Genomic DNA, 20,628 nt, shown 5'->3' on the forward strand with positions numbered 1-20,628 from the left:
TGCCATCGGTCCCGGAGATGGATGTTGCGTTGTGAGGTTTGGTTTAAGCGATATGCGCGACCGTGCCATTGGTCATGGCAGATGTCGTCATGGAACGCGTCGTCAGTTCGTGCGCTTCTGCATGTCCTCGAGCCAGGCCTTGCCGCGGCGCTCCATTTCTTCCGGCGTCACTTCTTCCTTGTGCGTGCCGAGCATCCACTTGTGGCCGAAGGGATCGACCACCGTGCCCATGCGATCGCCCCAGAACTGGTCTTCAGGGGGCTGCACGACCGTGGCGCCGGCCTTCACGGCCTTGTCGATCGCCGCGTCGGCGTCCTTGACGTAGATCAGCATGCCGCCGGTGGCGCCACCGCGCGACTTGGGCGACAGCGCGCCCCATTCGGGGAATTCGTCGGAGAGCATGAAGCGCGAGCCGTCGATGTCCATTTCGGCGTGCGCGACCTTGTCGCCCATCGGCAGGCGATAGGTTTCCTTCGCGCCGAACGCGTTCTTGTAGAAGTCCATCGCCTTGTTCGCGTCGTCGACCACGACCGACGGCGTCAGCGTGTGATAGCCGGAAGGCATGTACGAAACGGCCATTGCTGGGCTCCATGGGTGGGGGAGGCGTGAATTTGCACGGGCGGTCGTTACGCGGCGATCACGGGCGCGTTGCATTCATGGGCCCGCGGGTATTCTTTCGTGCGTTGCGATGCGGAGGAGTGGTGCATGGCCACCGGGTGGGCGGGCGACAACGCCGTCAACGACCAGATCGACGCGACCGTCAAGGACGGCGTCCAGCGCGTGCGCGATCGCATGCCGAAGGGACCCTCGCTCGAACACTGCGAAGAATGCGGCGCGCGGATTCCCGAAGCCCGGCGTGAAGCCGTGCCCGGCGTGCACCTGTGCGTGTCGTGCCAGGAAGCGGCGGATCTCGAGGAACAGGCCTTCAGCGGCTACAACCGGCGCGGAAGCAAGGACAGTCAACTGCGCTGAAGGAAAGGGGAAGGGGATGGCCAGGGAGGCGCACAAACGCAGGGGCATCAAGCGGACGCTGTTCGTGTGCGTGCTCGTGGTGCTCGCACTCGTCGCCTGGACGAAGCTTTCACCGTGGCCTTCGGCGTTGGCGATTCGCGCGGTGTTCGACATGGGCGGCGCGAAGATGGCGCGCAAGCTCGAAAAACACGTGCCGCCCGCGGGCGTCAACGAAATGCGCGACGTCAATTACGACGGCCGCGATGCCGATGCGAAGCTCGACCTCTTCGTCCCCGCCGGCAAGCCGCCGCGCACGACCATCGTGTGGATCCATGGCGGTGGTTTCGTCGCGGGTCGCAAGTCGGAAGTCGCCAACTACGCGCGCATCCTCGCGTCGAAGGGTTACGGCGTGGCGAGCATCGAATACGCGCGCGCGCCCGGGGCGCATTACCCCGTGCCGGTGGAGCAGGCCAATCGCGCGCTCGCATGGTTGTCGACCAATGCGCCGCGCTACGGAATCGGGCGCGATCGCTTCGTGCTCGCCGGCGATTCGGCGGGTGCGCAGATCGCGGCGCAACTGGCCAATGTCGCCACGAGTCGGGACTACGCGCGCGATCTCGGTATCCAGCCTGCGGTCGAGGCCGCGCGCATCGTCGGCGTGATCCTGTTCTGCGGTCCCTACGATGCGGCGCTGACGCGCACCTCGCGCGACGGCAAACCGTCGTGGTTCATGCGCTCGGTGATGTGGGCCTACATGGGGCGCAAGGATTTCTGGAAGGATCCGCGCGTGGCGACGTTCTCCGTCGCGCGTTACGTGACGAAGGATTTCCCGCCCGCCTTCATTTCCGTCGGCAACGACGATCCGCTGCAGGCGCACTCCTACCTGCTCGCCGATGCATTGCGCGCGCAAGGCGTGCACGTGGATGCGTTGTTCTGGCCGGAAGACCACGCGCCGGGTTTGCCGCACGAGTATCAATTCGACCTGGATACCGCCGAGGGGCGCGAGGCGCTCAAGCGCCAGGAACAGTTTCTTTCGAGCCTGCGCTGAGCAGGGCATCGAGGCGGTCGAGCAATTCGCACTGCGATGCGAGCAACTTGACGCGCGCCTGATCGAAGGTGAACCACGCGGCGCGATCCACTTCCGGGAAGCGTTGCAGGCGGCCGCTGCGCGGTGGCCACTCGCATTCGAACTCGTTGCTGCGCAGGTGTGCGACATCGAAGTCGCCTTCCACGGCGAACGCGTGGACGAGCTTGCCGCCGCGTTGCCTGATCTGTCCGAGGGGGCGCAGGGCGCCTTGCAACGGCGAGCCGAGTTCTTCGGCGAACTCGCGTAGCGCGGTGGCTTCGTGCGATTCGCCGGGCTCGCCGCCGCCCTTGGGAATCGTCCAGGCACCGTCATCGCGATTGCGAAAGAACGGGCCGCCGGGATGCGTGAGCAGCACGCGCACGGCGTCTGCATCGCGACGCCACAACAGGATGCCGCAGCTGGTATCGGGCATCGCGCCGCTCAGGCGGCCACGGAAATCGCCGTGCCGATCCTGCGTTCCTTGTAGAGCAGGCGCACTTCGAGCAGGTTGCGCACGCGCAGCAGCAACTCTTCGGGATCGAAAGGCTTGCGCAGGAAATCCTTCGCGCCGTAGCGCAACGCCTGCGTGCGATGGCCCGATTCGGCGGTGAGCGCGAGCACCGGCAGATAGCCGTCGCGTTCGCACGGCTTGAGCGCTTCCATCACTTCGAAGCCGTCCATGCCGGGCATCAGCACGTCGAGCAGGATGGCGTCGAAATCCTGTTCGCGATGCAGGTCGAGCACGGCGTGTGGATCGGTGGTGCAGGTCACGCATGTGTAGCCGGCACTGGTCAACACCTGCTCCAGCGTGCGCAACGCATCGAAGTCGTCGTCGACGACCAGCACGCGGGCGGAAAGGATGTCGGCGGCGCTGATCATGGACGGGTCCGGGAGAGGTCTCGCGTGGCGCCGACCATCGAACCTCGACAGTGAAATCCCGATGAAGCGGCCGTACGGAGGCACTGTGAAAGTGTGTCGTCGAACGTGAAACCAAATTCACGGATGGGTTCGATAACATCGATCCTGATATGAAAAGTCGCGATCTCGACTTCGACTATCTGTTCCTGCTGGAAGCGTTGGAGCGCGGCGTGGTTCCCGCCGACGAGCACGTGCAGACGCTGTTGGGAATGGGCCTGGTCGAACGCACCCCCGATGGGTTGACGCTGAGCATGGAGGCCCGCGTCAAGCTCGCCAACCTGCGCTCTTTGCTGCGGGAGCATCCGCTTCCCTACGGTTAGCGAGCCGACGCTGGGAACGCTGTCCGTTACGGCCGCTTGCGCGCGTTGAGTCAGGCGTCAGGGGTTCGCGCAGGATGGGAGAACACACATGAAACGTCCGGTCGCCTGGCTCCTTGCCGGGCTGTTGTCGTTGCTCGCGCTTCCCGCGGTCGCGCAGGAGCGCGCGTGGTCGGAAGGCCCCGTCACCAACGTCAGCGCCATCAAGATCGTCGATGGGCAGTTCGAGAACTACATGGAGTACCTGAGCAAGAACTGGAAGGTCGTGATGGAGGAGGCGAAGAAGGCGGGCTACGTCCTCGATTACCACGTCTATGGCGCGCAGGCGCACAACCCGCAGGAAGCGGACGTGTACCTGGTCGTGACCTATCCGAACATGGCCATGCTCGATGGCATGGACGCGAAGATGCAGCCGATCCAGGAGAAGGTGACCAAGATGAACGTGCGGCAGGCCGACGAAGCCTCCGGCAAGCGCACAGTGATGCGCACGTTGATGGGCGAAGAATTACTGCGTGAGATCAATCTGAAATGACGCTCTGCTCCCTCCCCTGCAAATGCAGGGGAGGGCCGGGGAGGGGTTACGCCTTTCGCTTCGCCACTTTTTTCGCAGCCTTCTTCGCCCCGATCTCCACCCACGTCGGCGCGTGATCGCTCGCGCCCTTCAAGTCCCGCACCCAGCGATCCACGCCGGCGGCTTTCAATCGCGGCGCGAGGTCATCGCTCAACAGCAGATGATCGATCCGCAACCCCGCGTTGCGCGGCCAGTGGTTCCGGAAGTAATCCCAGAACGTGAAGATCTTCTCCTCCGGATGCAGCGTGCGCAGCGCATCGGTCCAACCTTGCGCAAGCAGCGCTTCGTAGCGCTCGCGAGTCTCCGGTTGCAGCAGCGCATCCTTGCGCCAGTGCGTCGGATCGTAGATGTCCAGCGCGTCGGTGGGCACCACGTTGTAATCGCCCGCCAGGACCACGGGATGCTTGCTGTCGAACAAGGTTTGCGCGTGTTCGATGAAGCGATCGAACCACTGCAACTTGTAATCGAACTTCGGGCCCGGCCGCGGATTGCCATTGGGCAGATACAGGCAACCGACGATGACGCCGTGCGCGGCCGCTTCGAGATAGCGGCTCTGCGTGTCGTCGCGCATGCCGGGCAGGCCGCGGCGGCTCTCGATGGGATCGCCGCCGCGCGCGAGGATGGCCACGCCGTTCCAGGACGGTTGGCCCATCCACAGCGCGCCGTAGCCCGCGTCGCGGATGGCCTCGATCGGAAAGCCCGCGTCGGCGGCCTTCAGTTCCTGCAGGCACGCGATGTCCGGCGCTTCCTTCTCCAGCCACTGCAGCAAGTGCGGCAAGCGCGAGCGGATGCCGTTGACATTGAACGTCGCGATGCGAAGGGATGCGTCCTTGCCTGCCGCCATCAGGAACTCGGTTGTGGAGGCGCGGAGCCGCGCGGTGCGGCGAAGGGTTCCAGATCGAATGTCGCGGGATCGTGGTGGACGACTTCCAGGCCCGTCGCGGTGCGCGTGGGCGTCGGTTCGGCCGTCTCGCCGGCGCGCTTGCGCACGATCTTCTCCACGTACGGGTCGCGCGCCAGCGGGGTGATCGGATCGGCGGGGAGGTGTGCGGCGCGGCCCGCAAGGCGTTCGAACTCGCCCGGGTCCTTCGCGCAATTCATGATCACGTCCGGATGCTTGTAGTGCATCAGGCGCAAGCGTTGCTGCGAGTGCGCGTATTGCGCGCGATCCACGGCGGTGAACTTCTCGTAGAACTGCATCCCGAAGCGGCCATGCGGATCGACGCCCATCTCGCGTGCATCCATGTACGCATCGCCGCAATGCAGGTGCCAGCCGTTCTCCGCGCTGATCGCCACGCCCGCGTGGCCGGGCGTGTGGCCCTGCAGCGGCAGCAACACGATCACATCCGGCGGCAAGCCGGTGAGATCGCGCACGCACGGCATGCCTTTCCACGGCACGTCCGACAGCGCGTCGTACTGGATCCAGCGCGGCCGCGTATTCCATTGCATCGGCCGATAGCGTTGCTTGGCGCCCCAGTTGGCCTGCGCGGCCGCGTATTCGACCTCCTTCGCGAACAGATGCACGCGGGCATGCGGGAAATCGTCGAGGCCGCCGGCCTGGTCGAAATCCAGGTGCGTGAGCACGATGTCGCGCACGTCGTCGGCGCGGAAGCCCATGCCTTCGATCTGGCGCACCGCCGTCATTTCCGGGCGCAGGTCCGGCGCGAGCAATCGGCGCGCGGCCGGTGCGAGACGGCGCTCGGGATCCATGACATCGCCCATGCCCAGCCCCGTGTCGACGAGCAACAGGCCATCGCCGGTTTCGATCACCAGGCAGTGGCTCACGCATCGCCCGCGTGTCATCACGCCACGCGTGGTGCCGTCGATGAGTCGCCCACCGAAGGGGCGCGTGCTGATGCAGTTGAGCCGATGGATGCGCATGGGGGCTCGCGCGAATGTGGGGGGCGGAGTTGGAGACAGGCTGTGGATCGAACGCGAAGTTCGCTGCAGTGCGGCCGTCGTCGTGCATGAGGGCGTTGCATGCTCTGCAATACGTCGCGTGCGTGAACTGAGCCGCGCAAAGCGACGGCACGGATGTTGCGGTGCACGAGATTTCGCGGAAAAAAGCCGGAAAAAAAGGCCTCGAAAGTTATCAGCGTGTTAAGCGAATGCAGATTAATGCGCTGTCCTCGTCACTCGTCTGAACCGAAACCAACATGAATGCGCTGATCGTGTTTGGATGAGTGATGAAGGGGTGAAACGACATCCGTGACGTGTAGAGTCCATCCACGCCATCACGAGACGTCGACATACACAACGACGCTCCAGCGTGATCGCCGCGTACCGACACTTCCGTCTTTGACTTGATCGACTAGCTGCTTATTGGGCGCAATTGTCGATCCGCCAACGAAAGGGGCTCAGACCTTGAACAACACGAATCTCGTGCACGAAGTGCGCGAGGCAGGAATGCCTCGTCGCGAATTTCTCCGCAACTCGCTCGTCCTCGCCGTACCGCTCGTCATCGGCGGTGTGTCGATGCCGGCCTTCGCACTCACCACGCCTCCGACGCGTGCGCGTGGCACTGCCGTTCGTGACGTGAAGAACTATGGTGCCGTGGGTAACGGCAGCCACGACGATACGGCCGGCATCCAGGCCGCGATCAACGCGCTGCCCTCCACCGGCGGCACGGTCACCATCCCGGCCGGCACGTACATGATCGACACGTCGAAGAAGATCAACCTGCGCAGCAAGATGCACCTGAAGATGGCTGCCGGCGCGATCCTCAAGGCGAAGACCTCGTCGCTGTCGCGTCATTACCTCATCCACGTCAACGGCGACTCGGACGTCGAAATCTCCGGCGGCCAGCTCGTCGGCGACCGCGACACGCACCGTTACGGTTCGGGTACGCACGAATGGGGCCACGGCATCTCGATCGGCGGCGGCTCCACGCGCGTCACGATCCGCGACCTGCGCGTGTCCAAGTGCACCGGCGATGGCGTCTGCATCGGCGGCAACGCGAACGATGTCGTCATCGCCAACATCGTCTCGACCAACAACCGTCGCCAGGGCCTGTCGATCACCAACTGCGCGAACATCAAGGTCTACGACTCGGAGTTCAGCTACTCCAAGGGCACCTCGCCCGAGTGCGGCATCGACATCGAGCCGGACGAAGGTGGTTCGGCGCGTTCGATCCTCATCCAGAACTGCCGCCTGAACAACAACGCCAAGTACGGCTTCAACATCTGGAAGCGCACCTCGGGCGTCACCGTCACCGGGTGCACGATGGAACGCAACGGCAGCCTGGGCATGGGCACCAATGGCGTGAGCTCGCTGAAGGTCACCAACTGCACGATCCGCCTGAACTCGGCGACGGGCATCGTCTACAACACCGGCACCTCCGGCGTGACCCACAGCAACAACCTGTCGTACCAGAACTACACGCGACTGGGCGCCCGGACCCGCACGCCGTTCACCATGACCGGCTGGTCCAGCAAGATCGAGCGCGACATCCTGTGGAAGAGCTCGTCCACGCGGACGATCGGCACCAACAAGTACCAGTAAACCGGTACCGAACACCCGGCGTTAGAACCGGGTTTCTGAAGCGGCGCCCTCCGGGGCGCCGTTTTTTTTGGGATTCCTCCTGATTTCCGGGCCCGAGCCGTGTTAAGGTTCGCCCCGCTCGCGCACGGCCGTAGCGTTTTCCCGGCCCCCGGGTCCCTTTTTGGCGGACCCACTCCGTACCTCTTTCGTTGCGCGACACGCGCCGGCTGCCTGCCGGAGCGCACAAACTGACTCGACAGCGCGGTATCAGGGAAAGCTTCGAGTGCACGCCGCCATTGCGCGGCGTGCTTCACATCGGAGCTTTACATGACGTTCGAAACCCTCGGGCTTTCGCCCGCGCTGCTGCGCGCGCTCGCCGACAACGGTTACACCACCCCCACGCCGATCCAGGCCGAAGCGATTCCGCTCGTCCTCTCCGGGCAGGACGTGCTCGGTGGCGCCCAGACCGGCACCGGCAAGACCGCCGCGTTCGGCCTGCCGCTGCTGCAGCGCCTCTCGGAAGGCAAGCCCGCCACCACCATCGGTCCGCGCAAGCCGCGCGCGCTGATCCTCGTCCCCACGCGCGAACTCGCGGTGCAGGTCGGCGACAGCATCAAGACCTACGGCCGCCACCTGCGCCTCAACGTGACCACGCTGTACGGTGGCGCCGGCATGCAGCCGCAGATCGACGCGTTCCGTCGCGGCGTCGACATCCTCGTCGCGTGCCCGGGCCGCCTGCTCGACCACCTGGAGCGCGGCACCGCCAAGCTCGACGCCGTCGAACTGCTGGTCCTGGACGAAGCCGACCGCATGCTCGACATGGGCTTCCTGCCGGCGATCAAGCGCGTGCTCGCGCGCGTGCCGTCGACCCGCCAGACGCTGCTGTTCTCGGCCACGTTCGAGTCCAACATCAAGCAGCTGGCGCTGGAGTTCATGAAGTCGCCGCAGCAGGTGCAGGTGGCCGCGCAGAACACGATCGCCGAAACGATCGTGCACCGCGCCCATCCGGTCGACGGCGCGCGCAAGCGCGACCTGCTGATCGACATCCTCGCCAAGCGCCACACCGAGCAGGTGCTCGTATTCGGCAAGACCAAGCACGGTTGCAACCGCCTGGCCGAACAGCTCGTGCAGGCCGGTTTGTCCGCGGTCGCGATCCACGGCAACAAGAGCCAGGCGGCGCGCCAGCGTGCGCTCAACGAGTTCAAGTCGGGCAAGGCCCGCGTGCTGGTGGCCACCGACGTCGCCGCGCGCGGCCTGGACATCCCGAACCTGCCGCTGGTGATCAACCACGACCTGCCGATGGTCGCCGAAGACTACGTGCACCGCATCGGCCGCACGGGCCGCAACGGCGCGACGGGCGAAGCGCTTTCGCTGGTCTCGCCGGATGAAGGCGGCCTGCTGCGCCAGATCCAGCGCATGTTGAAGGCGGAGATCCAGATGGATGCGGTGAAAGGCTTCGAGCCGAGCCGTCCGATCCGCCTGGACGCCACGCCGTTCAACAACGGCAAGCCGACGCAGCGTCCGCAGCGCGGGCATCGCCCGCACGGCAAGCCGGCCACCGCGCAACCGCGTCACGCGCATGCCGGTCCGAAGCAGCATCGCAGCGCGGCTGGAAAGCCGAGCGGCGGTCGTCGCGATTCGCGCGCGTGATAGCGCGGTAATCGCAGACAAGGAAAACGCCAGCCTCGCGGCTGGCGTTTTTTTTTGCCCCGTGGGAGGGCCTTGCTGCGCTATTGCGCGGAGCGCGCGAAGGGGGCGGGCTTCGCCAATCCCTTCTGCATCGCTTCGCCGATCAACACGTCGAGGTCCTTCTCGGCCTTCTTGGCGAGCTTTTCCTGCTGCTTGCCCAGTTCGCCCATCTGCTTGCCCAGGGCGTCCATCGGCTTGGCGGCTTCTTCCATCTGCGCGCCGATGCGTTCCATCGGTTCCTGGTTGCGCTCGAGCTTCTGCGATTCGCGCTCCAGGATCTTGCCCTGTGCGTCCATCTGATCGCCGAGCGCATCCATCTCGTCGCCCAGCTTGTCCATTTCGCGACCGAGCGCGTCCTGCTCGGCGTCGGTATCGGCCTTGCGTTGCTTCATCGCGAGCAACTGCTGGCGGCCGGCGAGTTCGCCTTGCTGTTGGCCGAGCGCGCCCATGCGTTCCTGCGCTTCCTGCATGGCGGGCGAGGGGACGTGCGTCTTCGACAGCGTTTCCATCTGCGCGCCGAGCGCTTCCATCTTCTTGCCGTGCACTTCCATCTGGTCGCCGAGCGCGGACATGCGGTTGCCCAGCGCGTCGCTGTCCTTCCACGCGGCCTGCGCGCGGGCCACGAGCGACGGATCGTCGATCACGAACGCCTTGCCGTCGCGGCGGAACCAGATGAAATCGCGCTGCAGGCTGCGCCTGGCGAGATCGATGTCGTCCATGTCGTCGGTGGAACCGGACATCGAGTAACCGTCGCGACCCTTGCGCACCAGCGCCCATGCGTTGTCGTCGTGACCATAGCGATGGACCTGCGCGAACGGCCCCGGCTCCGACGGTGCGGCGACGGGCGCGGCTGCATCGGCGGGTGCGGCGGTTGCCGCGGGCGACGGCGCGGCCGCAGGCGCTGCTTCCGCGGCCGGCGCGATCGACGGCGCAGCAGCAGCGGAAGGCGCGGCAGCGATCGCAGGCGCCGCCGGTGCAGCGGCGGGCGTTTCGGCGGCGACCGGCGCGACGTCCGACGCCTTTCCGATCTGCGCCTGCGCATAGAACGCGATGCACGCCGCGGCAATGCCGATCACGGGAAGCGCGATCCGCCCCGCGGGCAGGCGATGGCGCGGTTGCGGGCGAAGCAATTGCTGGATGCGGGACATCAGGTGGCCTCCGTGGGCGGCATGCGCGAGATGGGGAAGGGCGGGACGCGTGGCGTGCAGATCCGACAGCGTGGCGAGTGCGACCGCGAGGCGGCGCCCATCGCCGATGACATCGGCGGCGATCGCATCGGCGACGAGTTCGCGTTCGACGCGAATGCGATGCGACAACCACCAGGTGACGGGATGGAAGAACAGCAGCGCTTCGGCCGCACGCTGCAGCAGGTTCACGAGATAGTCGTGGCGGCGGACGTGCGCGAGTTCGTGCGCCAGCAGCGCTTCGACGAGTTCCGACGGCATGCGCAACGCCACCGACATCGGCAGCAACACGACCGGGCGCCAGAAACCGGCGACGACGGGCGAATCGAGCGATTCGACCAGGCGCAGCGCAACACCGCGCATGCGAAAGCGCGTGGCGAGCGCATCGAGCGTCGACTGCCAGCGCGCCTGCAGCGGCGGCTGCGGCGACAGGCGCATGCGTTGCACCCACGCCACGCCGAACAGCGTGCGCAGGCAGAACACGCTCGCGCCCGCGGCCCACAGCGCGACGATCATCGGCTGCATCGTGGCCAGGCGCGCTTGCCAATCCAGCGGCGCGTCGTCTCCGGCGATGTTGCGCACCGTGCCGTCGGCGACCCAGGCCTGGAACGCGAGCGTGTCGGGCGCCGAATCGAGCAACGAACGCAGCACGCTGATGATGGGGAGCAACGCGCAGGCGAGCAGGGCAAGGCAGGTGATCGCGTAGCGCACCTGCGGCTTCGAATGGCGCGTGACGCGCAACAACAACGCGGCGAGCGCGCCGATCAACGCCCCTTGCCAGGTGAAATCGACGAGGGCCTCGCCGATCGCGGGAATCAGTTGGTCGATGAAGTCACGCATCGTGCGTCCCCTCGTTGGTGGCGTCGAGCAACTTGCGGATCTCGTCGCGCTCGGCGTCCGAGACGTGCGCGTTGAGCGCCGCCAGCACCAGCCCCTTGCCGGAACCGGCGAACGCCTTCTGGATGAAATCGGTGAGCAGGTGCGTCTGCAGCGCGTCCTGCGCCTGCGCCGCGGCATAGATGTGCGAGCGCTGCGTTTCGTCGCGCACCAGCAGGCCCTTGCCGTGCATGACCTGCGCCAGGCGCAGCACGTTGGCGTAGGTGACGGTCGGCTTGTCTTCCTGCATCGCCTGGTGGACGTCCTTCACGGTCGAAGGACCGATGCGCCAGAGCGTGTTGAGCAGGTCGAGTTCGGCGGCGGTGGGCTTGCGGTCGGTCATCGGTATGGCGCTGTGCGTTGGAGCGATAGTGGGCACGCTACGCCGACTAGACCGAGTTGTCTAGACCATTTTGTCTATGAAGGAAGTCATGGGCCGGATCGGACTAGGCGGCGTCCGCGGTGTCCTGAATTCCCAGCGCTTTCAATGCGTTGCCGAGGGTTTGCCCGCTGTCGGCATCGAGCTTGAGCGTGGCGATGGCATCGGCGCGCGTCGTGCCGGAGGTGAGGATCGCCAGCGGCAGGCCGGCCTCGCGGGCACGCACGGCGAACCGATAGCCCGAATACACCATCAGCGAAGAACCGACGACGAGCATCGCATCGCTCGCCTGCAACGCCGCCTGCGCATCGAACACGCGATCGCGCGGCACGTCTCGCCGAAGAACACGACATCCGGTTTCAGCAGGCCTTCGCACGCATCGCAGTGCGGTGCGACGAAGGTCGTCGTGTCGATCGCGTCGAGGTCCGCGTCGCCATCGGGCGCGATCGCGGCGTCGACGGCCTGCGTCCATTCGGGATTGCGCGCGATCAGTTGTTGTTGCACGTCATCGCGCGAAGACAACGCGCCGCACGCCAGACAACGCACCGCATCGATGCGTCCGTGCAGATCGATGACATCGCGGCTGCCTGCGCGTTGATGCAAGCCATCGACGTTCTGCGTCACGAGGCGTTCGACGCGTCCGTCGTGTTCGAGCGCGGCCAGCGCGCGATGCGCGGCGTTCGGCCGCGCGTGCGCGACCATCGGCCAACCGGCATGACTGCGTGCCCAATAGCGGGCGCGCGTGGCGGGTTCATGCAGGAAGGCCTGGTAGGTGACCGGCGGTTTGCGCTTCCAGTCGCCGTTGCGATCGCGATAGTCGGGGATGCCCGATGCGGTGCTGCATCCGGCGCCCGTCAGCACGAACACGCGTCGATGCGCATGCAACCAGTCGGCGAGGGCGTGTGCTTCGGAAGTCATGTCTGTCCTGTTCGAAGGGATTGTCGCGCGCGCGACGTGAGCATGGCCGCCACGGCCGCTGCGGCATGATCGCCACGCCTCCCGCCCGCGAGCCGCCGAATGCGCAAGCGCCGTCCCTCCCTGTTGCGCTCGCGCGATGCCGCCGACAGCGGCAAGGTGGGGATGGTCGAGCTGTTTTTCGACCTCGTCTTCGTTTTTGCGGTCACCCAGCTTTCGCACACGCTGGTGGCCGACCTCTCGCTGAGTGGGCTGCTGCAGGTCGGCATGCTGCTGCTTGGCGTGTGGTGGGTGTGGATCGACACCTCGTGGGTGACCAACTGGCTGGATCCCGAACGCATCCCGGTGCGATTGGCGCTGCTGTTGTTGATGCTCGCCGGCATCGGCTTGTCGATCGCGATCCCGAAGGCCTTCGATTCGCGCGGGTTGTTGTTCGCGCTGTCGTACACCGCGTTGCAGGTCGGGCGCACGTTGTTCTTCCTGTGGGCCGTGCGTCGCGAACCGGTGCACATGCGGCGCAACTTCCAACGCATCCTGGTGTGGACCGTCGTGTTTTCCACGTTCTGGATCGCGGGCGCGATGACGACGCACGACGCACGCATGGTGTGGTGGGCGATCGCGCTGCTGATCGAATCGCTCGCGCCGATTTCGTATTTCTGGGTGCCGGGCCTCGGCAAATCGTCGATCGAGGATTGGGATGTCGAAGGCGCGCACCTGGCCGAACGCTGCGCCTTGTTCATCATCATCGCGCTCGGCGAATCCCTGCTCGTCACCGGCATGACCTTCGCCGCGCGCGAATGGGGTCGTGCGACGTCGATGGGGTTCGTCAACGCCGTGCTGGGCACGATCCTGATGTGGTGGATCTACTTCGACACCGGCGCCAAGCGCGCGACCAAACGCATCGAACGCGCGGACGATCCGGGTCGCGAAGCACGCTCGGCCTACACCTACGTGCACGTGCTGATCGTCGGCGGCATCATCGCGTGCGCCGTCGCGGACGAGCTGGTGATCGCGCATCCGCATCACGGGCAGAGGCTGGAACTGGCGATCATCCTCGGCGGACCGATCCTCTACCTGGTCGGCAACGCGACGTTCAAATGGATCACGAACGACCGCCGCGCGCCGCCCTTGTCGCACCTGGTCGGCCTGGGGCTGCTCGGTCTGCTGGCCTGGCCGACGTTTACGCACGTCCTCACGCCGCTGCACGTGGCGCTGCTGGCCAACGGTGCGTTGCTGGTGGTCGCGATCTGGGAATCGTTGGCGGTGCGCAAGGTCGCCGAAGCCCTGCTCGGCGACGAATGAGGCCCTGCAACCGGGCCGGCGCGCGCAGTATCCGTTGGTGGAACCCGTCCGGATCGCCCCGATGCTGCGTCTTGTCCTCGCGCTGTGCCTGCTTTGCCTGTCGTCCTTCGCCATGGCCGGCGACGGACAACCCAACACTTATCGGGTGGCGATCGACAACAAAGCCTGGCGCGCGCATGTCGTCGCCGATGTCTGGCAGGAAAGCGACGTGCTCTCGATGTTCAACATCATGTCGGCCGACGGCTTGCCGAACGGGCAGGCGGACCTGGTCGAAAACATGCGCGTCACCGATGCGAGCGGGGCGCCCGTCGCGCTGAAGAGCCTGGGCAGCGGCGATTTCGAAGTGCAGGGCAAGCGCCGGTTGCACCTGGACTACACGGTGAAGCTCGAGCACGACACCCATCCCTGGCCCGCGGGCATGGAGGAGGTCAGCTATCGCACCGACGAAGGCCTGATGGTCACGGGTGCGGCGCTGTTCTTCGCCGACGGCGACGTGGCCTTCGCCGATCCGATCCGCGTGACGTTCGACTTGCCGAAAGGGTGGCGTGCGAACACGCCCTGGACGGAAGTCGACGCGCGCACGTTCGATGTCGCTTCGCGCCGCGAACTCACCAGCAATGCCCTGTTCCTCGGCACCGCGGATGCGAGCACGTTCGAAGCCGGCGGCGTGCAACTCACGCTCGTGCTCGGCAAGCGCTACCTGCCTGCGAAGCCGCGTTTCGAACGCCTGTTGCGCACGCAGCTCCAGAGCTATTTCGATCTGTTCGGCGGCGCGCCGCGCTCAAAGCGGTACCTGATCGTCATCAACGAGGACGCGAGCGGCGATGGCGGCGCGTTCGCGAGCAGCTTCAGCCAGTTCATCCAGGGCGATGCCGACGCGCGCAACGAGGTGATCTGGGGCTATGTCATGGCGCACGAGCTGCTGCACTTCTGGAACGGGCTGACGATCGTGCCGACCGATTGGCACGAGGAGTGGTTCAAGGAAGGCGCGACCGATTACCTGACCATCGCCACGCTCGCGAAGAACGGGCTGATCGACGCGCCGCTGTTGTTCAAGCGCCTGGAGAACGTGCCGCGCCGCGCACTGATCGCCCGCCATGCGCAGGGACTGTCGATGACCGTGCGCGAGGCGGGCAAGGACAAGCAGCCCAATCGCCAGTTGGTCTACGGCGGCGGGAGCCTGGCGGCCCTGGCGCTCGACGTGGAGTTGCGCAAACGCAGCGCGGATCGGGTCGGTTTGCCGGATCTGTTGCGCGAAATGCGCCGCCAGTTCGGCCAGGCGGGTCAAACCTACGATCTGGACGACATCGTGCGCATTGCGGGCGAGTTGACCGATTCGGACTTCCGTCCCTTCCTCGCCCAGGCGGTCGAGAGCACCGGCGATTTCGACATTCGCCCCGCGTTTTCAGCACTCGGGCTGCGGATGGACAGCTTCGTCGAAGAGATGTACGTCAGCCGCGAACCCGGCGCCGGGCAGGCCGAACGCATGCGGTTCGATGCGATTTTCGTGCCGGAGGGGCCCCAAGGTACGAAATAGTGGGGGGAGGGGGATTACAAATGGGCGCGGATTCCGGCAGGATGCGCGCCGGCCGCTTACCTTGTGTCCGCCGATGCGCTTTCGTGTGTTGTCGATCCTGGTCGTTGCGTCCCTTGCCTTCGGTTGCGCTCACGAGCGCGGCTGGACCGGCAAAGGCGCCACGCCCTTCGACACCGCGCAAGCCGATTGCGATTCGAAGACCCGCGACCTCGATGTCGGTAAACCGCGCGAGGATGCGTTCGACGATTGCATGGCCGGACATGGGTGGAAGCGGCCATGACCCGCGGGGGACAACGCGAACATCACGACAGATCCCGTATTCCTGCAAGATTAACCCTCGGGCGAAGTGCCCGGACGAGGAGGACTCCATGCGTAACGAAACGAAGACCAAGCTCGCCCTGGCCTGTGGCGCGCTGATCGCCGTGGCCCTGGTTGGCTGCAAGAAGAACGAAGAAGCCGCTCCGGCCGCTTCGGCCACCGTCGCTGCCCCGGCCACCATGGCCGCCCCGGCTGCGCCGATGACCCCGGCCATGCCGTCGACCGCCATGCCGGCCGCTTCGATGACGGCCCCGGCCGCGTCGACCGCCGTTGCTCCGGCCGCCGCTTCGACGGCTGCTGCCCCGGCCAACTGATCGGCCCAGGCAACAAGCGACACGAGGACGGCGGCCGAAAGGCCGCCGTCTTTTTTTGTGCTTCCATGTCGATCCGCGCCACCCCCGTTCGTCGTCCTTGTCGTCACCCCCAACCACAAGGAGTTTCCCCATGCGCGTCATGGTCATCGTCAAAGCCACGCCCGGTTCCGAAGCCGGCGCCCTGCCCACCGAAGAATTGCTGCGCGAGATGACCGCGTACAACGAGGCGCTGGTCAAGGCCGGCATCCTCCTCGCCGGTGATGGCCTCAAGCCTTCGAAGGACGGCGCGCGCGTCCGCTTCTCCGGCAAGCAGCGCACCGTCACCGACGGCCCGTTCGCCGAAGCCAAGGAGCTCGTCGCCGGGTTCTGGGTCTGGCAGGTGCGTTCGATGGAAGAAGCCATCGAGTGGGTCAAGCGCTGCCCCAATCCGATGCCGAACGAAGATTCGGACATCGAGATCCGCCCGCTGTTCGAAGCCGAAGACTTCGGCGACGTGATGCCGCAGGAATTGCGCGATCGCGAGAAGCAGTTGTTCGAAGAGGCCGCCGCGCGCAACGCGTCGCGCCAGTAATCCACGCAGGACATGGAACCCGCGCATGCAACTCGATGCCCGCCGCCGATGGTTCGCGCTGATGGTGCTGTGCCTGGGCGTGCTGATGATCGTGCTCGACTCGACGATCGTGAACGTCGCGCTTCCGTCGATCAAACAGGACCTGCAGTTCAACGACGCCTCGCTGGTGTGGGTCGTCAATGCGTACCTGCTGACCTTCGGCGGGTTCCTGCTACTGGGTGGGCGATTGGGCGATCTGTACGGGCATCGGCGCTTGTTCCTCGCGGGCATCGTGGCCTTCACCCTGGCCTCGTTGTGGTGCGGGTTGTCGTCCTCGCAGACCGAACTGGTGATCGCGCGCGCCGTGCAGGGTTTCGGCGGCGCGGTGGTCACCTCGGTCGCGCTGTCGCTGATCATGATGTTGTTCCATGAACCGGCCGATCGCGCGAAGGCGATGGGCGTCTACGGCTTCGTGTGCGCCGGCGGCGGCAGCGTCGGCGTGTTGCTCGGCGGCCTGCTCACCAGCGCGCTCGACTGGCACTGGATCTTCCTGGTCAACATTCCGATCGGCGCGATCGTGTTCTTCCTCTGCCTGCGCCTGTTGCCGGGCGGCAGCGGGCATGCGGCCGGCGGCAAGCTCGATGTCGCGGGCGCGGTGACCGTCACCGTCGGCATGATGCTCGCGGTGTACGCGATCGTCGGCGGCAACGAAGCCGGATGGACGTCGCCGACGACGCTCGGCCTGCTTGCCGCAGCGATCGTGTTGCTCGGTGTGTTCCTCGTCATCGAAGCGCGCGTGCGCGAACCGCTCATGCCGCTGTCGATGTTCAAGCTGCGCAACGTCGCCACGGCGAACGTCGTCGGCGTGTTGTGGGCCGCGGCGATGTTCGCGTGGTTCTTCCTCTCCGCGCTCTACATGCAGCTCGTGCTCGGCTACGGGCCGATGCAGGTGGGCCTGGCGTTCCTGCCGGCGAACCTGATCATGGCCGCGTTCTCGCTCGGGCTGTCGGCGAAGATCGTCATGCGCTTCGGCATTCGCGGGCCGCTCGCGGTCGGCTTGCTGCTCGCTGCCGCGGGGCTTGCGTGTTTCGCGGCCGCGCCGGTCGCGGGCGACTTCACCACGCACGTGCTGCCGGGGATGGTGTTGCTCGGCATCGGCGCGGGGCTTGCGTTCAATCCGGTGCTGCTCGCGGCGATGAGCGATGTGTCGCCGGCCGATTCGGGCCTGGCCTCCGGGCTGGTCAACACGTCCTTCATGATGGGCGGCGCCCTGGGGCTCGCCGTGCTCGCGAGCCTGGCCTCGGCACGCACCGCGTCGCTGCAGGCGGCGGGCGCCGATGCGGTGACCGCCCTCAACGGCGGATACCACGTGGCCTTCGTCATCGGCGCGGCGTGCGCGGCCTCCGCGGCCCTCATCGGTTGGGTCGTGATCCGAGTTCGGACGCCCGTCACGGATTCACACGGGGCAGGGCTGCCGGCAGGGGATCAAGCAGCCGTTGAGTGACGAACGGTCGTCACAGGACTGATCAGTGGAGCCGCGATCTCTTCCATTCGGGACGATGCCGCAGGCTTAATACGCCCACTAGCTCGCCTCTAAGGGGAAGGCAGCGTGGGGGAGATCCTTCAAGCACGTCGACGCGTTTTCGCGCCGCGCCAAACTGCGGCCGGGTTCACGCTCATCGAACTGATGGTCACGATCGTGGTGGCAGGCATCCTGCTGGCCGTGGCCGTTCCGCAGTTCGAGAGCACGATCAACTCGAACCGCCTCGCCGGTGGGGCCAATGAGCTGCTGACGTCGCTGCAGACCGCGCGCATGGAAGCCATGCGCTTCAACCACCGCACCACGCTGTGCCTGAGCCGCAACCCGACGTCGACGACGCCGACCTGCGCCCCGGCCAACGCCAGCGATGCGACGGGGTTCATCACCTACATCGACATCAACGGCAACGACCTCTACAACACCGGCACCGACACGCTGGTGCGCCAGAGCACGCTGCCGCCGAACGTGCGGATCCTGCCGAGCGCCAGCCTGGCCACGGCCAACGGCAGCCAGGTGACCTTCCGCGCCGACGGTTTCGCCCGCAGCCCGCCCAACAACGACATGGCCACCGGCCGCATCGACGTGTGCCTGCCGGTCGGTCGCCCGGCGGAGAACGTCCGCCGCATCGAGATCGGTGTCGGCAGCCGCATGTCCGTCACCCGCGTCGACACCGATGGCGTTTGCGCCGCTCCCGGGAATCCCTGATGAACCAGATCGCCTCCAATCGCCGCCCGCCCTCGCGCCGCACGCAACGCGGCGTCGGCCTGGTGGAAGTCCTGATCGCCGTCGTCGTGCTCGCCTTCGGCCTGCTCGGCATCGCCGCGATGCAACTCACCGCGCTGCGCAACAGCCAGAGCGCGCTGGAACGCAGCCAGGCGGTCGCGCAGACCTACGCGATCCTGGATGCGATGCGCGCCAACGACGACCTTGCGGTGCAGGGTCGCTACAACATCCCGGAAACGTGCGCCGTGCCGGATGCAGGCGACATCGTCGCCAACGATCTGCACCACTGGATGGAAACGATGCAGCGCGTCGACGTCCTTGGTCCGCGCGCGTGCGGAACGATCACGTGCGGTGCGCGCGAATGCAAGATCAAGGTGTCGTGGGACGACACGCGCGCCGGTGGCAGCGACAAAGAATTCGTTGAGACGACGACGCAGCTGTGAGGACCGACATGCCCATTCGCAACCGACACATCCGCGCACCGCGCGCCGTCCTCGGCTTCACCCTCGTGGAGCTGATGATCTCGCTCGTGCTGGGCATGATCGTCACCGCCGCGGCGCTGGCGATGTTCCTCGCCAACAAGCAGGTCTACAGCACCAGCGAACACCTCGGCCGCATCCAGGAAAACGTGCGCACCTCCTATGAGGTGATGTCGCGCGAAATGCGCGAGTCGGCCGGCAACGTGTGCGAAGCCAACGTCGACACGGTCAACGTGCTGCGCACGAACTCCAACTGGTGGACGAACTTCGACAACCGCATCCGCGGCTTCGACGGCGCGACCCCGTTCCCCGGCGATTCGTTCGGCACCACGGCCCCCGCGCGCATCGCGGGCACCGATGCCGTCGAACTCAAGGCCGGCCTGGCCGACAGCGTCGGCGTCGTGACGCACACCACCGGCCAGTTCACGGTCAACACCGTCAACCACGGTTTCCGCACCGGCGACATCGCGCTGGTCTGCGATTTCAAGCAGGCGACCGTGTTCCAGGTCACTGCGGCCTCCAACGGCACGAGCAACGTCCTGCAGGCGGCCTACGCCGGTACGTTCGTCCCCGGCAACTGCACGACGGGCATGGGGTTCCCGCTCTCGTGCTCGATGACGGGCACGGTTTACATGTACCCCGCGCTCTCGCAGATCGCGCACGTGCGCATGTCGCGCTGGTACATCGGCGCGAACGCACGCGGCGGTCGCTCGCTCTACCAATCCACCATCGTCAACGTCAACGGCGCGCCGAGCCCGCAGTTCCAGGAAATCGCCGACGGCGTGCAGGACATGGAACTGAGCTACCTGCTCGCCGGCGGCAACGACTACGTCCCGGCGGCGTCGGTGTCGGCGGCCCAGTGGGCGCAGGGCAACGTGATCGCCGTGCGCATCGTGCTGGTCGTCGAAGTCGACCAGGACGGCACGACCCACGAACCCATCACCCGACGGCTCGAACACACCGTCACCTTGCGGAACCGACTGACATGAACCGCATTCCTTCGATCCCATCCCGCAACGGCGAGCGCGGCATCGCGCTGGTCGTGGTGCTCATCCTGCTGCTGGTGATGTCGATGCTGGCGCTCGTCAGCCTGCGTTCGACGCTGATGGAAGAGCGCATGAGCGCCAACATGGCCGACCGCAGCGCGAGCTTCCAGGCGGCGGAGGCCGCGTTGCGCCAGGGCGAACAGTTCGCATCGGGCAAGCCCCCGGTGCCCGGCAGCGGTTGCCTCAACGGCTTGTGCGCCATTCCGGCGCCGACCGATGCACCGCGCTGGAAGACGGCGGCCAACTGGAACACGGCCAAAGTGGTCGACATCGACATGGGCACGCACTCGGTCGGCGCGAAGTACATCGTCGAGTTGATCGCGGTCAACGTCGAGGCGAAAGGGCAGTGCCTGGATAACCAGGACCCGAACGCAACATGCACCGGCACCGAAAGCCGATATCGCATCACCGCGTTGAGCGAGGCCGCAGGTCGCTCGTCGGTGATGCTCCAGACCAATTACGCAGTGCCCTGA

The 20,628-nt window shown here is 66.1% G+C and carries 22 protein-coding genes and 1 pseudogene; 15 read left to right on the forward strand and 8 right to left on the reverse strand.

Annotated features, from left to right (window positions below; genetic code table 11):
• Positions 1 to 102: 102 nt before the first annotated feature.
• Entirely contained in the window at positions 103 to 579 is a 477-nt protein-coding gene (locus GN331_RS09265) for a VOC family protein (RefSeq protein WP_156641685.1), read from the reverse strand.
• A gap of 126 nt (positions 580 to 705) precedes the next feature.
• Here GN331_RS09265 and GN331_RS09270 point away from each other — a divergent pair, with 126 nt between their 5' ends.
• Positions 706 to 972: a DksA/TraR family C4-type zinc finger protein gene (locus tag GN331_RS09270; RefSeq protein WP_156641686.1), complete on the forward strand. Its 267-nt coding sequence runs from the start codon at positions 706 to 708 to the stop codon at positions 970 to 972.
• Between the two features lie 16 nt (positions 973 to 988).
• Complete coding sequence (locus GN331_RS09275) at positions 989 to 1,999, forward strand: alpha/beta hydrolase (RefSeq protein WP_156641687.1); 1,011 nt, start codon at positions 989 to 991, stop codon at positions 1,997 to 1,999.
• Here GN331_RS09275 and GN331_RS09280 read toward each other — a convergent pair.
• Positions 1,962 to 2,450: an NUDIX hydrolase gene (locus tag GN331_RS09280; RefSeq protein WP_156641688.1), complete on the reverse strand. Its 489-nt coding sequence runs from the start codon at positions 2,448 to 2,450 to the stop codon at positions 1,962 to 1,964. The two genes, GN331_RS09275 and GN331_RS09280, sit on opposite strands and share 38 nt — an antisense overlap.
• A gap of 8 nt (positions 2,451 to 2,458) precedes the next feature.
• Positions 2,459 to 2,896, reverse strand: coding sequence for a response regulator (locus GN331_RS09285; RefSeq protein WP_156641689.1), 438 nt, complete (start codon positions 2,894 to 2,896; stop codon positions 2,459 to 2,461).
• A gap of 149 nt (positions 2,897 to 3,045) precedes the next feature.
• Here GN331_RS09285 and GN331_RS09290 point away from each other — a divergent pair, with 149 nt between their 5' ends.
• Positions 3,046 to 3,255 (forward strand): hypothetical protein, encoded by a 210-nt coding sequence (locus tag GN331_RS09290; protein WP_156641690.1) that lies wholly within the window; start codon positions 3,046 to 3,048, stop codon positions 3,253 to 3,255.
• Positions 3,256 to 3,343: 88 nt separating this feature from the next.
• Positions 3,344 to 3,784, forward strand: coding sequence for a hypothetical protein (locus GN331_RS09295; RefSeq protein WP_156641691.1), 441 nt, complete (start codon positions 3,344 to 3,346; stop codon positions 3,782 to 3,784).
• Positions 3,785 to 3,830: 46 nt separating this feature from the next.
• Here GN331_RS09295 and GN331_RS09300 read toward each other — a convergent pair whose 3' ends face one another.
• Positions 3,831 to 4,667 (reverse strand): exodeoxyribonuclease III, encoded by an 837-nt coding sequence (locus GN331_RS09300; protein ID WP_156641692.1) that lies wholly within the window; start codon positions 4,665 to 4,667, stop codon positions 3,831 to 3,833.
• Positions 4,667 to 5,704: an MBL fold metallo-hydrolase gene (locus tag GN331_RS09305; RefSeq protein ID WP_156641693.1), complete on the reverse strand. Its 1,038-nt coding sequence runs from the start codon at positions 5,702 to 5,704 to the stop codon at positions 4,667 to 4,669. Before GN331_RS09305 ends, GN331_RS09300 begins: the two co-directional genes overlap by 1 nt.
• Before the next feature lie 483 nt (positions 5,705 to 6,187).
• On the opposite strand from GN331_RS09305, the gene GN331_RS09310 reads away from it, so the two are divergent.
• Entirely contained in the window at positions 6,188 to 7,324 is a 1,137-nt protein-coding gene (locus tag GN331_RS09310; protein WP_156641694.1) for a right-handed parallel beta-helix repeat-containing protein, read from the forward strand.
• Between the two features lie 306 nt (positions 7,325 to 7,630).
• On the forward strand, positions 7,631 to 8,953 hold the full coding sequence (locus GN331_RS09315) for a DEAD/DEAH box helicase (protein ID WP_156641695.1): 1,323 nt from the start codon (positions 7,631 to 7,633) through the stop codon (positions 8,951 to 8,953).
• A gap of 80 nt (positions 8,954 to 9,033) precedes the next feature.
• On the opposite strand, the gene GN331_RS09320 is transcribed toward GN331_RS09315, so the two are convergent.
• The 3 genes and pseudogenes from GN331_RS09320 to GN331_RS09330 form a co-directional block, all read right to left on the reverse strand.
• Positions 9,034 to 11,016: a M56 family metallopeptidase gene (locus GN331_RS09320; RefSeq protein WP_156641696.1), complete on the reverse strand. Its 1,983-nt coding sequence runs from the start codon at positions 11,014 to 11,016 to the stop codon at positions 9,034 to 9,036.
• Positions 11,009 to 11,395 carry a BlaI/MecI/CopY family transcriptional regulator gene (locus GN331_RS09325; RefSeq protein ID WP_156641697.1) on the reverse strand — a complete coding sequence of 129 codons (387 nt, stop codon included), beginning with the start codon at positions 11,393 to 11,395 and terminating at the stop codon, positions 11,009 to 11,011. Before GN331_RS09325 ends, GN331_RS09320 begins: the two co-directional genes overlap by 8 nt.
• Before the next feature lie 103 nt (positions 11,396 to 11,498).
• Positions 11,499 to 12,349, reverse strand: a pseudogene (locus GN331_RS09330) (NAD-dependent protein deacetylase).
• A gap of 99 nt (positions 12,350 to 12,448) precedes the next feature.
• Here GN331_RS09330 and GN331_RS09335 point away from each other — a divergent pair.
• The 9 genes from GN331_RS09335 (at position 12,449) to GN331_RS09375 (ending at position 20,628) form a co-directional block, all read left to right on the forward strand.
• The gene (locus GN331_RS09335; protein ID WP_156641698.1) at positions 12,449 to 13,648 is read left to right on the forward strand and encodes a low temperature requirement protein A; all 1,200 of its coding nucleotides are present in this window, start codon (positions 12,449 to 12,451) and stop codon (positions 13,646 to 13,648) included.
• A gap of 61 nt (positions 13,649 to 13,709) precedes the next feature.
• On the forward strand, positions 13,710 to 15,185 hold the full coding sequence (locus tag GN331_RS09340) for a M61 family metallopeptidase (RefSeq protein ID WP_156641699.1): 1,476 nt from the start codon (positions 13,710 to 13,712) through the stop codon (positions 15,183 to 15,185).
• A 368-nt stretch (positions 15,186 to 15,553) separates the two neighbouring features.
• Positions 15,554 to 15,817, forward strand: coding sequence for a hypothetical protein (locus GN331_RS09345; RefSeq protein WP_156641700.1), 264 nt, complete (start codon positions 15,554 to 15,556; stop codon positions 15,815 to 15,817).
• 130 nt (positions 15,818 to 15,947) lie between these two features.
• Positions 15,948 to 16,388 (forward strand): YciI family protein, encoded by a 441-nt coding sequence (locus GN331_RS09350; protein ID WP_156641701.1) that lies wholly within the window; start codon positions 15,948 to 15,950, stop codon positions 16,386 to 16,388.
• A gap of 25 nt (positions 16,389 to 16,413) precedes the next feature.
• Positions 16,414 to 17,871, forward strand: coding sequence for a DHA2 family efflux MFS transporter permease subunit (locus GN331_RS09355; protein WP_156641702.1), 1,458 nt, complete (start codon positions 16,414 to 16,416; stop codon positions 17,869 to 17,871).
• 105 nt (positions 17,872 to 17,976) lie between these two features.
• Positions 17,977 to 18,612: a GspH/FimT family pseudopilin gene (locus tag GN331_RS09360; RefSeq protein ID WP_156641703.1), complete on the forward strand. Its 636-nt coding sequence runs from the start codon at positions 17,977 to 17,979 to the stop codon at positions 18,610 to 18,612.
• Positions 18,612 to 19,073: a type IV pilus modification protein PilV gene (gene pilV, locus GN331_RS09365; protein WP_156641704.1), complete on the forward strand. Its 462-nt coding sequence runs from the start codon at positions 18,612 to 18,614 to the stop codon at positions 19,071 to 19,073. The genes GN331_RS09360 and pilV overlap by 1 nt, the downstream gene beginning before the upstream one ends.
• 8 nt (positions 19,074 to 19,081) lie before the next feature.
• Entirely contained in the window at positions 19,082 to 20,098 is a 1,017-nt protein-coding gene (locus GN331_RS09370) for a PilW family protein (protein WP_156642037.1), read from the forward strand.
• Positions 20,095 to 20,628, forward strand: coding sequence for a pilus assembly PilX family protein (locus GN331_RS09375; protein WP_156641705.1), 534 nt, complete (start codon positions 20,095 to 20,097; stop codon positions 20,626 to 20,628). The genes GN331_RS09370 and GN331_RS09375 overlap by 4 nt, the downstream gene beginning before the upstream one ends.

It is taken from the genome of Noviluteimonas gilva, from assembly GCF_009740395.1.
Taxonomy (GTDB): Bacteria; Pseudomonadota; Gammaproteobacteria; order Xanthomonadales; family Xanthomonadaceae; genus Noviluteimonas; species Noviluteimonas gilva.

What these genes read in the sequence shown, in the direction of transcription:
- GN331_RS09265 (WP_156641685.1), bottom strand. Translation starts at nt 579, where the DNA reads ATGGCCGTTTCGTACATGCCTTCCGGCTATCACACGCTGACGCCGTCG.
- GN331_RS09270 (WP_156641686.1), top strand. Translation starts at nt 706, where the DNA reads ATGGCCACCGGGTGGGCGGGCGACAACGCCGTCAACGACCAGATCGAC.
- GN331_RS09275 (WP_156641687.1), top strand. Translation starts at nt 989, where the DNA reads ATGGCCAGGGAGGCGCACAAACGCAGGGGCATCAAGCGGACGCTGTTC.
- GN331_RS09280 (WP_156641688.1), bottom strand. Translation starts at nt 2,450, where the DNA reads ATGCCCGATACCAGCTGCGGCATCCTGTTGTGGCGTCGCGATGCAGAC.
- GN331_RS09285 (WP_156641689.1), bottom strand. Translation starts at nt 2,896, where the DNA reads ATGATCAGCGCCGCCGACATCCTTTCCGCCCGCGTGCTGGTCGTCGAC.
- GN331_RS09290 (WP_156641690.1), top strand. Translation starts at nt 3,046, where the DNA reads ATGAAAAGTCGCGATCTCGACTTCGACTATCTGTTCCTGCTGGAAGCG.
- GN331_RS09295 (WP_156641691.1), top strand. Translation starts at nt 3,344, where the DNA reads ATGAAACGTCCGGTCGCCTGGCTCCTTGCCGGGCTGTTGTCGTTGCTC.
- GN331_RS09300 (WP_156641692.1), bottom strand. Translation starts at nt 4,667, where the DNA reads ATGGCGGCAGGCAAGGACGCATCCCTTCGCATCGCGACGTTCAATGTC.
- GN331_RS09305 (WP_156641693.1), bottom strand. Translation starts at nt 5,704, where the DNA reads ATGCGCATCCATCGGCTCAACTGCATCAGCACGCGCCCCTTCGGTGGG.
- GN331_RS09315 (WP_156641695.1), top strand. Translation starts at nt 7,631, where the DNA reads ATGACGTTCGAAACCCTCGGGCTTTCGCCCGCGCTGCTGCGCGCGCTC.
- GN331_RS09320 (WP_156641696.1), bottom strand. Translation starts at nt 11,016, where the DNA reads ATGCGTGACTTCATCGACCAACTGATTCCCGCGATCGGCGAGGCCCTC.
- GN331_RS09325 (WP_156641697.1), bottom strand. Translation starts at nt 11,395, where the DNA reads ATGACCGACCGCAAGCCCACCGCCGCCGAACTCGACCTGCTCAACACG.
- GN331_RS09335 (WP_156641698.1), top strand. Translation starts at nt 12,449, where the DNA reads ATGCGCAAGCGCCGTCCCTCCCTGTTGCGCTCGCGCGATGCCGCCGAC.
- GN331_RS09340 (WP_156641699.1), top strand. Translation starts at nt 13,710, where the DNA reads ATGCTGCGTCTTGTCCTCGCGCTGTGCCTGCTTTGCCTGTCGTCCTTC.
- GN331_RS09345 (WP_156641700.1), top strand. Translation starts at nt 15,554, where the DNA reads ATGCGTAACGAAACGAAGACCAAGCTCGCCCTGGCCTGTGGCGCGCTG.
- GN331_RS09350 (WP_156641701.1), top strand. Translation starts at nt 15,948, where the DNA reads ATGCGCGTCATGGTCATCGTCAAAGCCACGCCCGGTTCCGAAGCCGGC.
- GN331_RS09355 (WP_156641702.1), top strand. Translation starts at nt 16,414, where the DNA reads ATGCAACTCGATGCCCGCCGCCGATGGTTCGCGCTGATGGTGCTGTGC.
- pilV (WP_156641704.1), top strand. Translation starts at nt 18,612, where the DNA reads ATGAACCAGATCGCCTCCAATCGCCGCCCGCCCTCGCGCCGCACGCAA.
- GN331_RS09370 (WP_156642037.1), top strand. Translation starts at nt 19,082, where the DNA reads ATGCCCATTCGCAACCGACACATCCGCGCACCGCGCGCCGTCCTCGGC.
- GN331_RS09375 (WP_156641705.1), top strand. Translation starts at nt 20,095, where the DNA reads ATGAACCGCATTCCTTCGATCCCATCCCGCAACGGCGAGCGCGGCATC.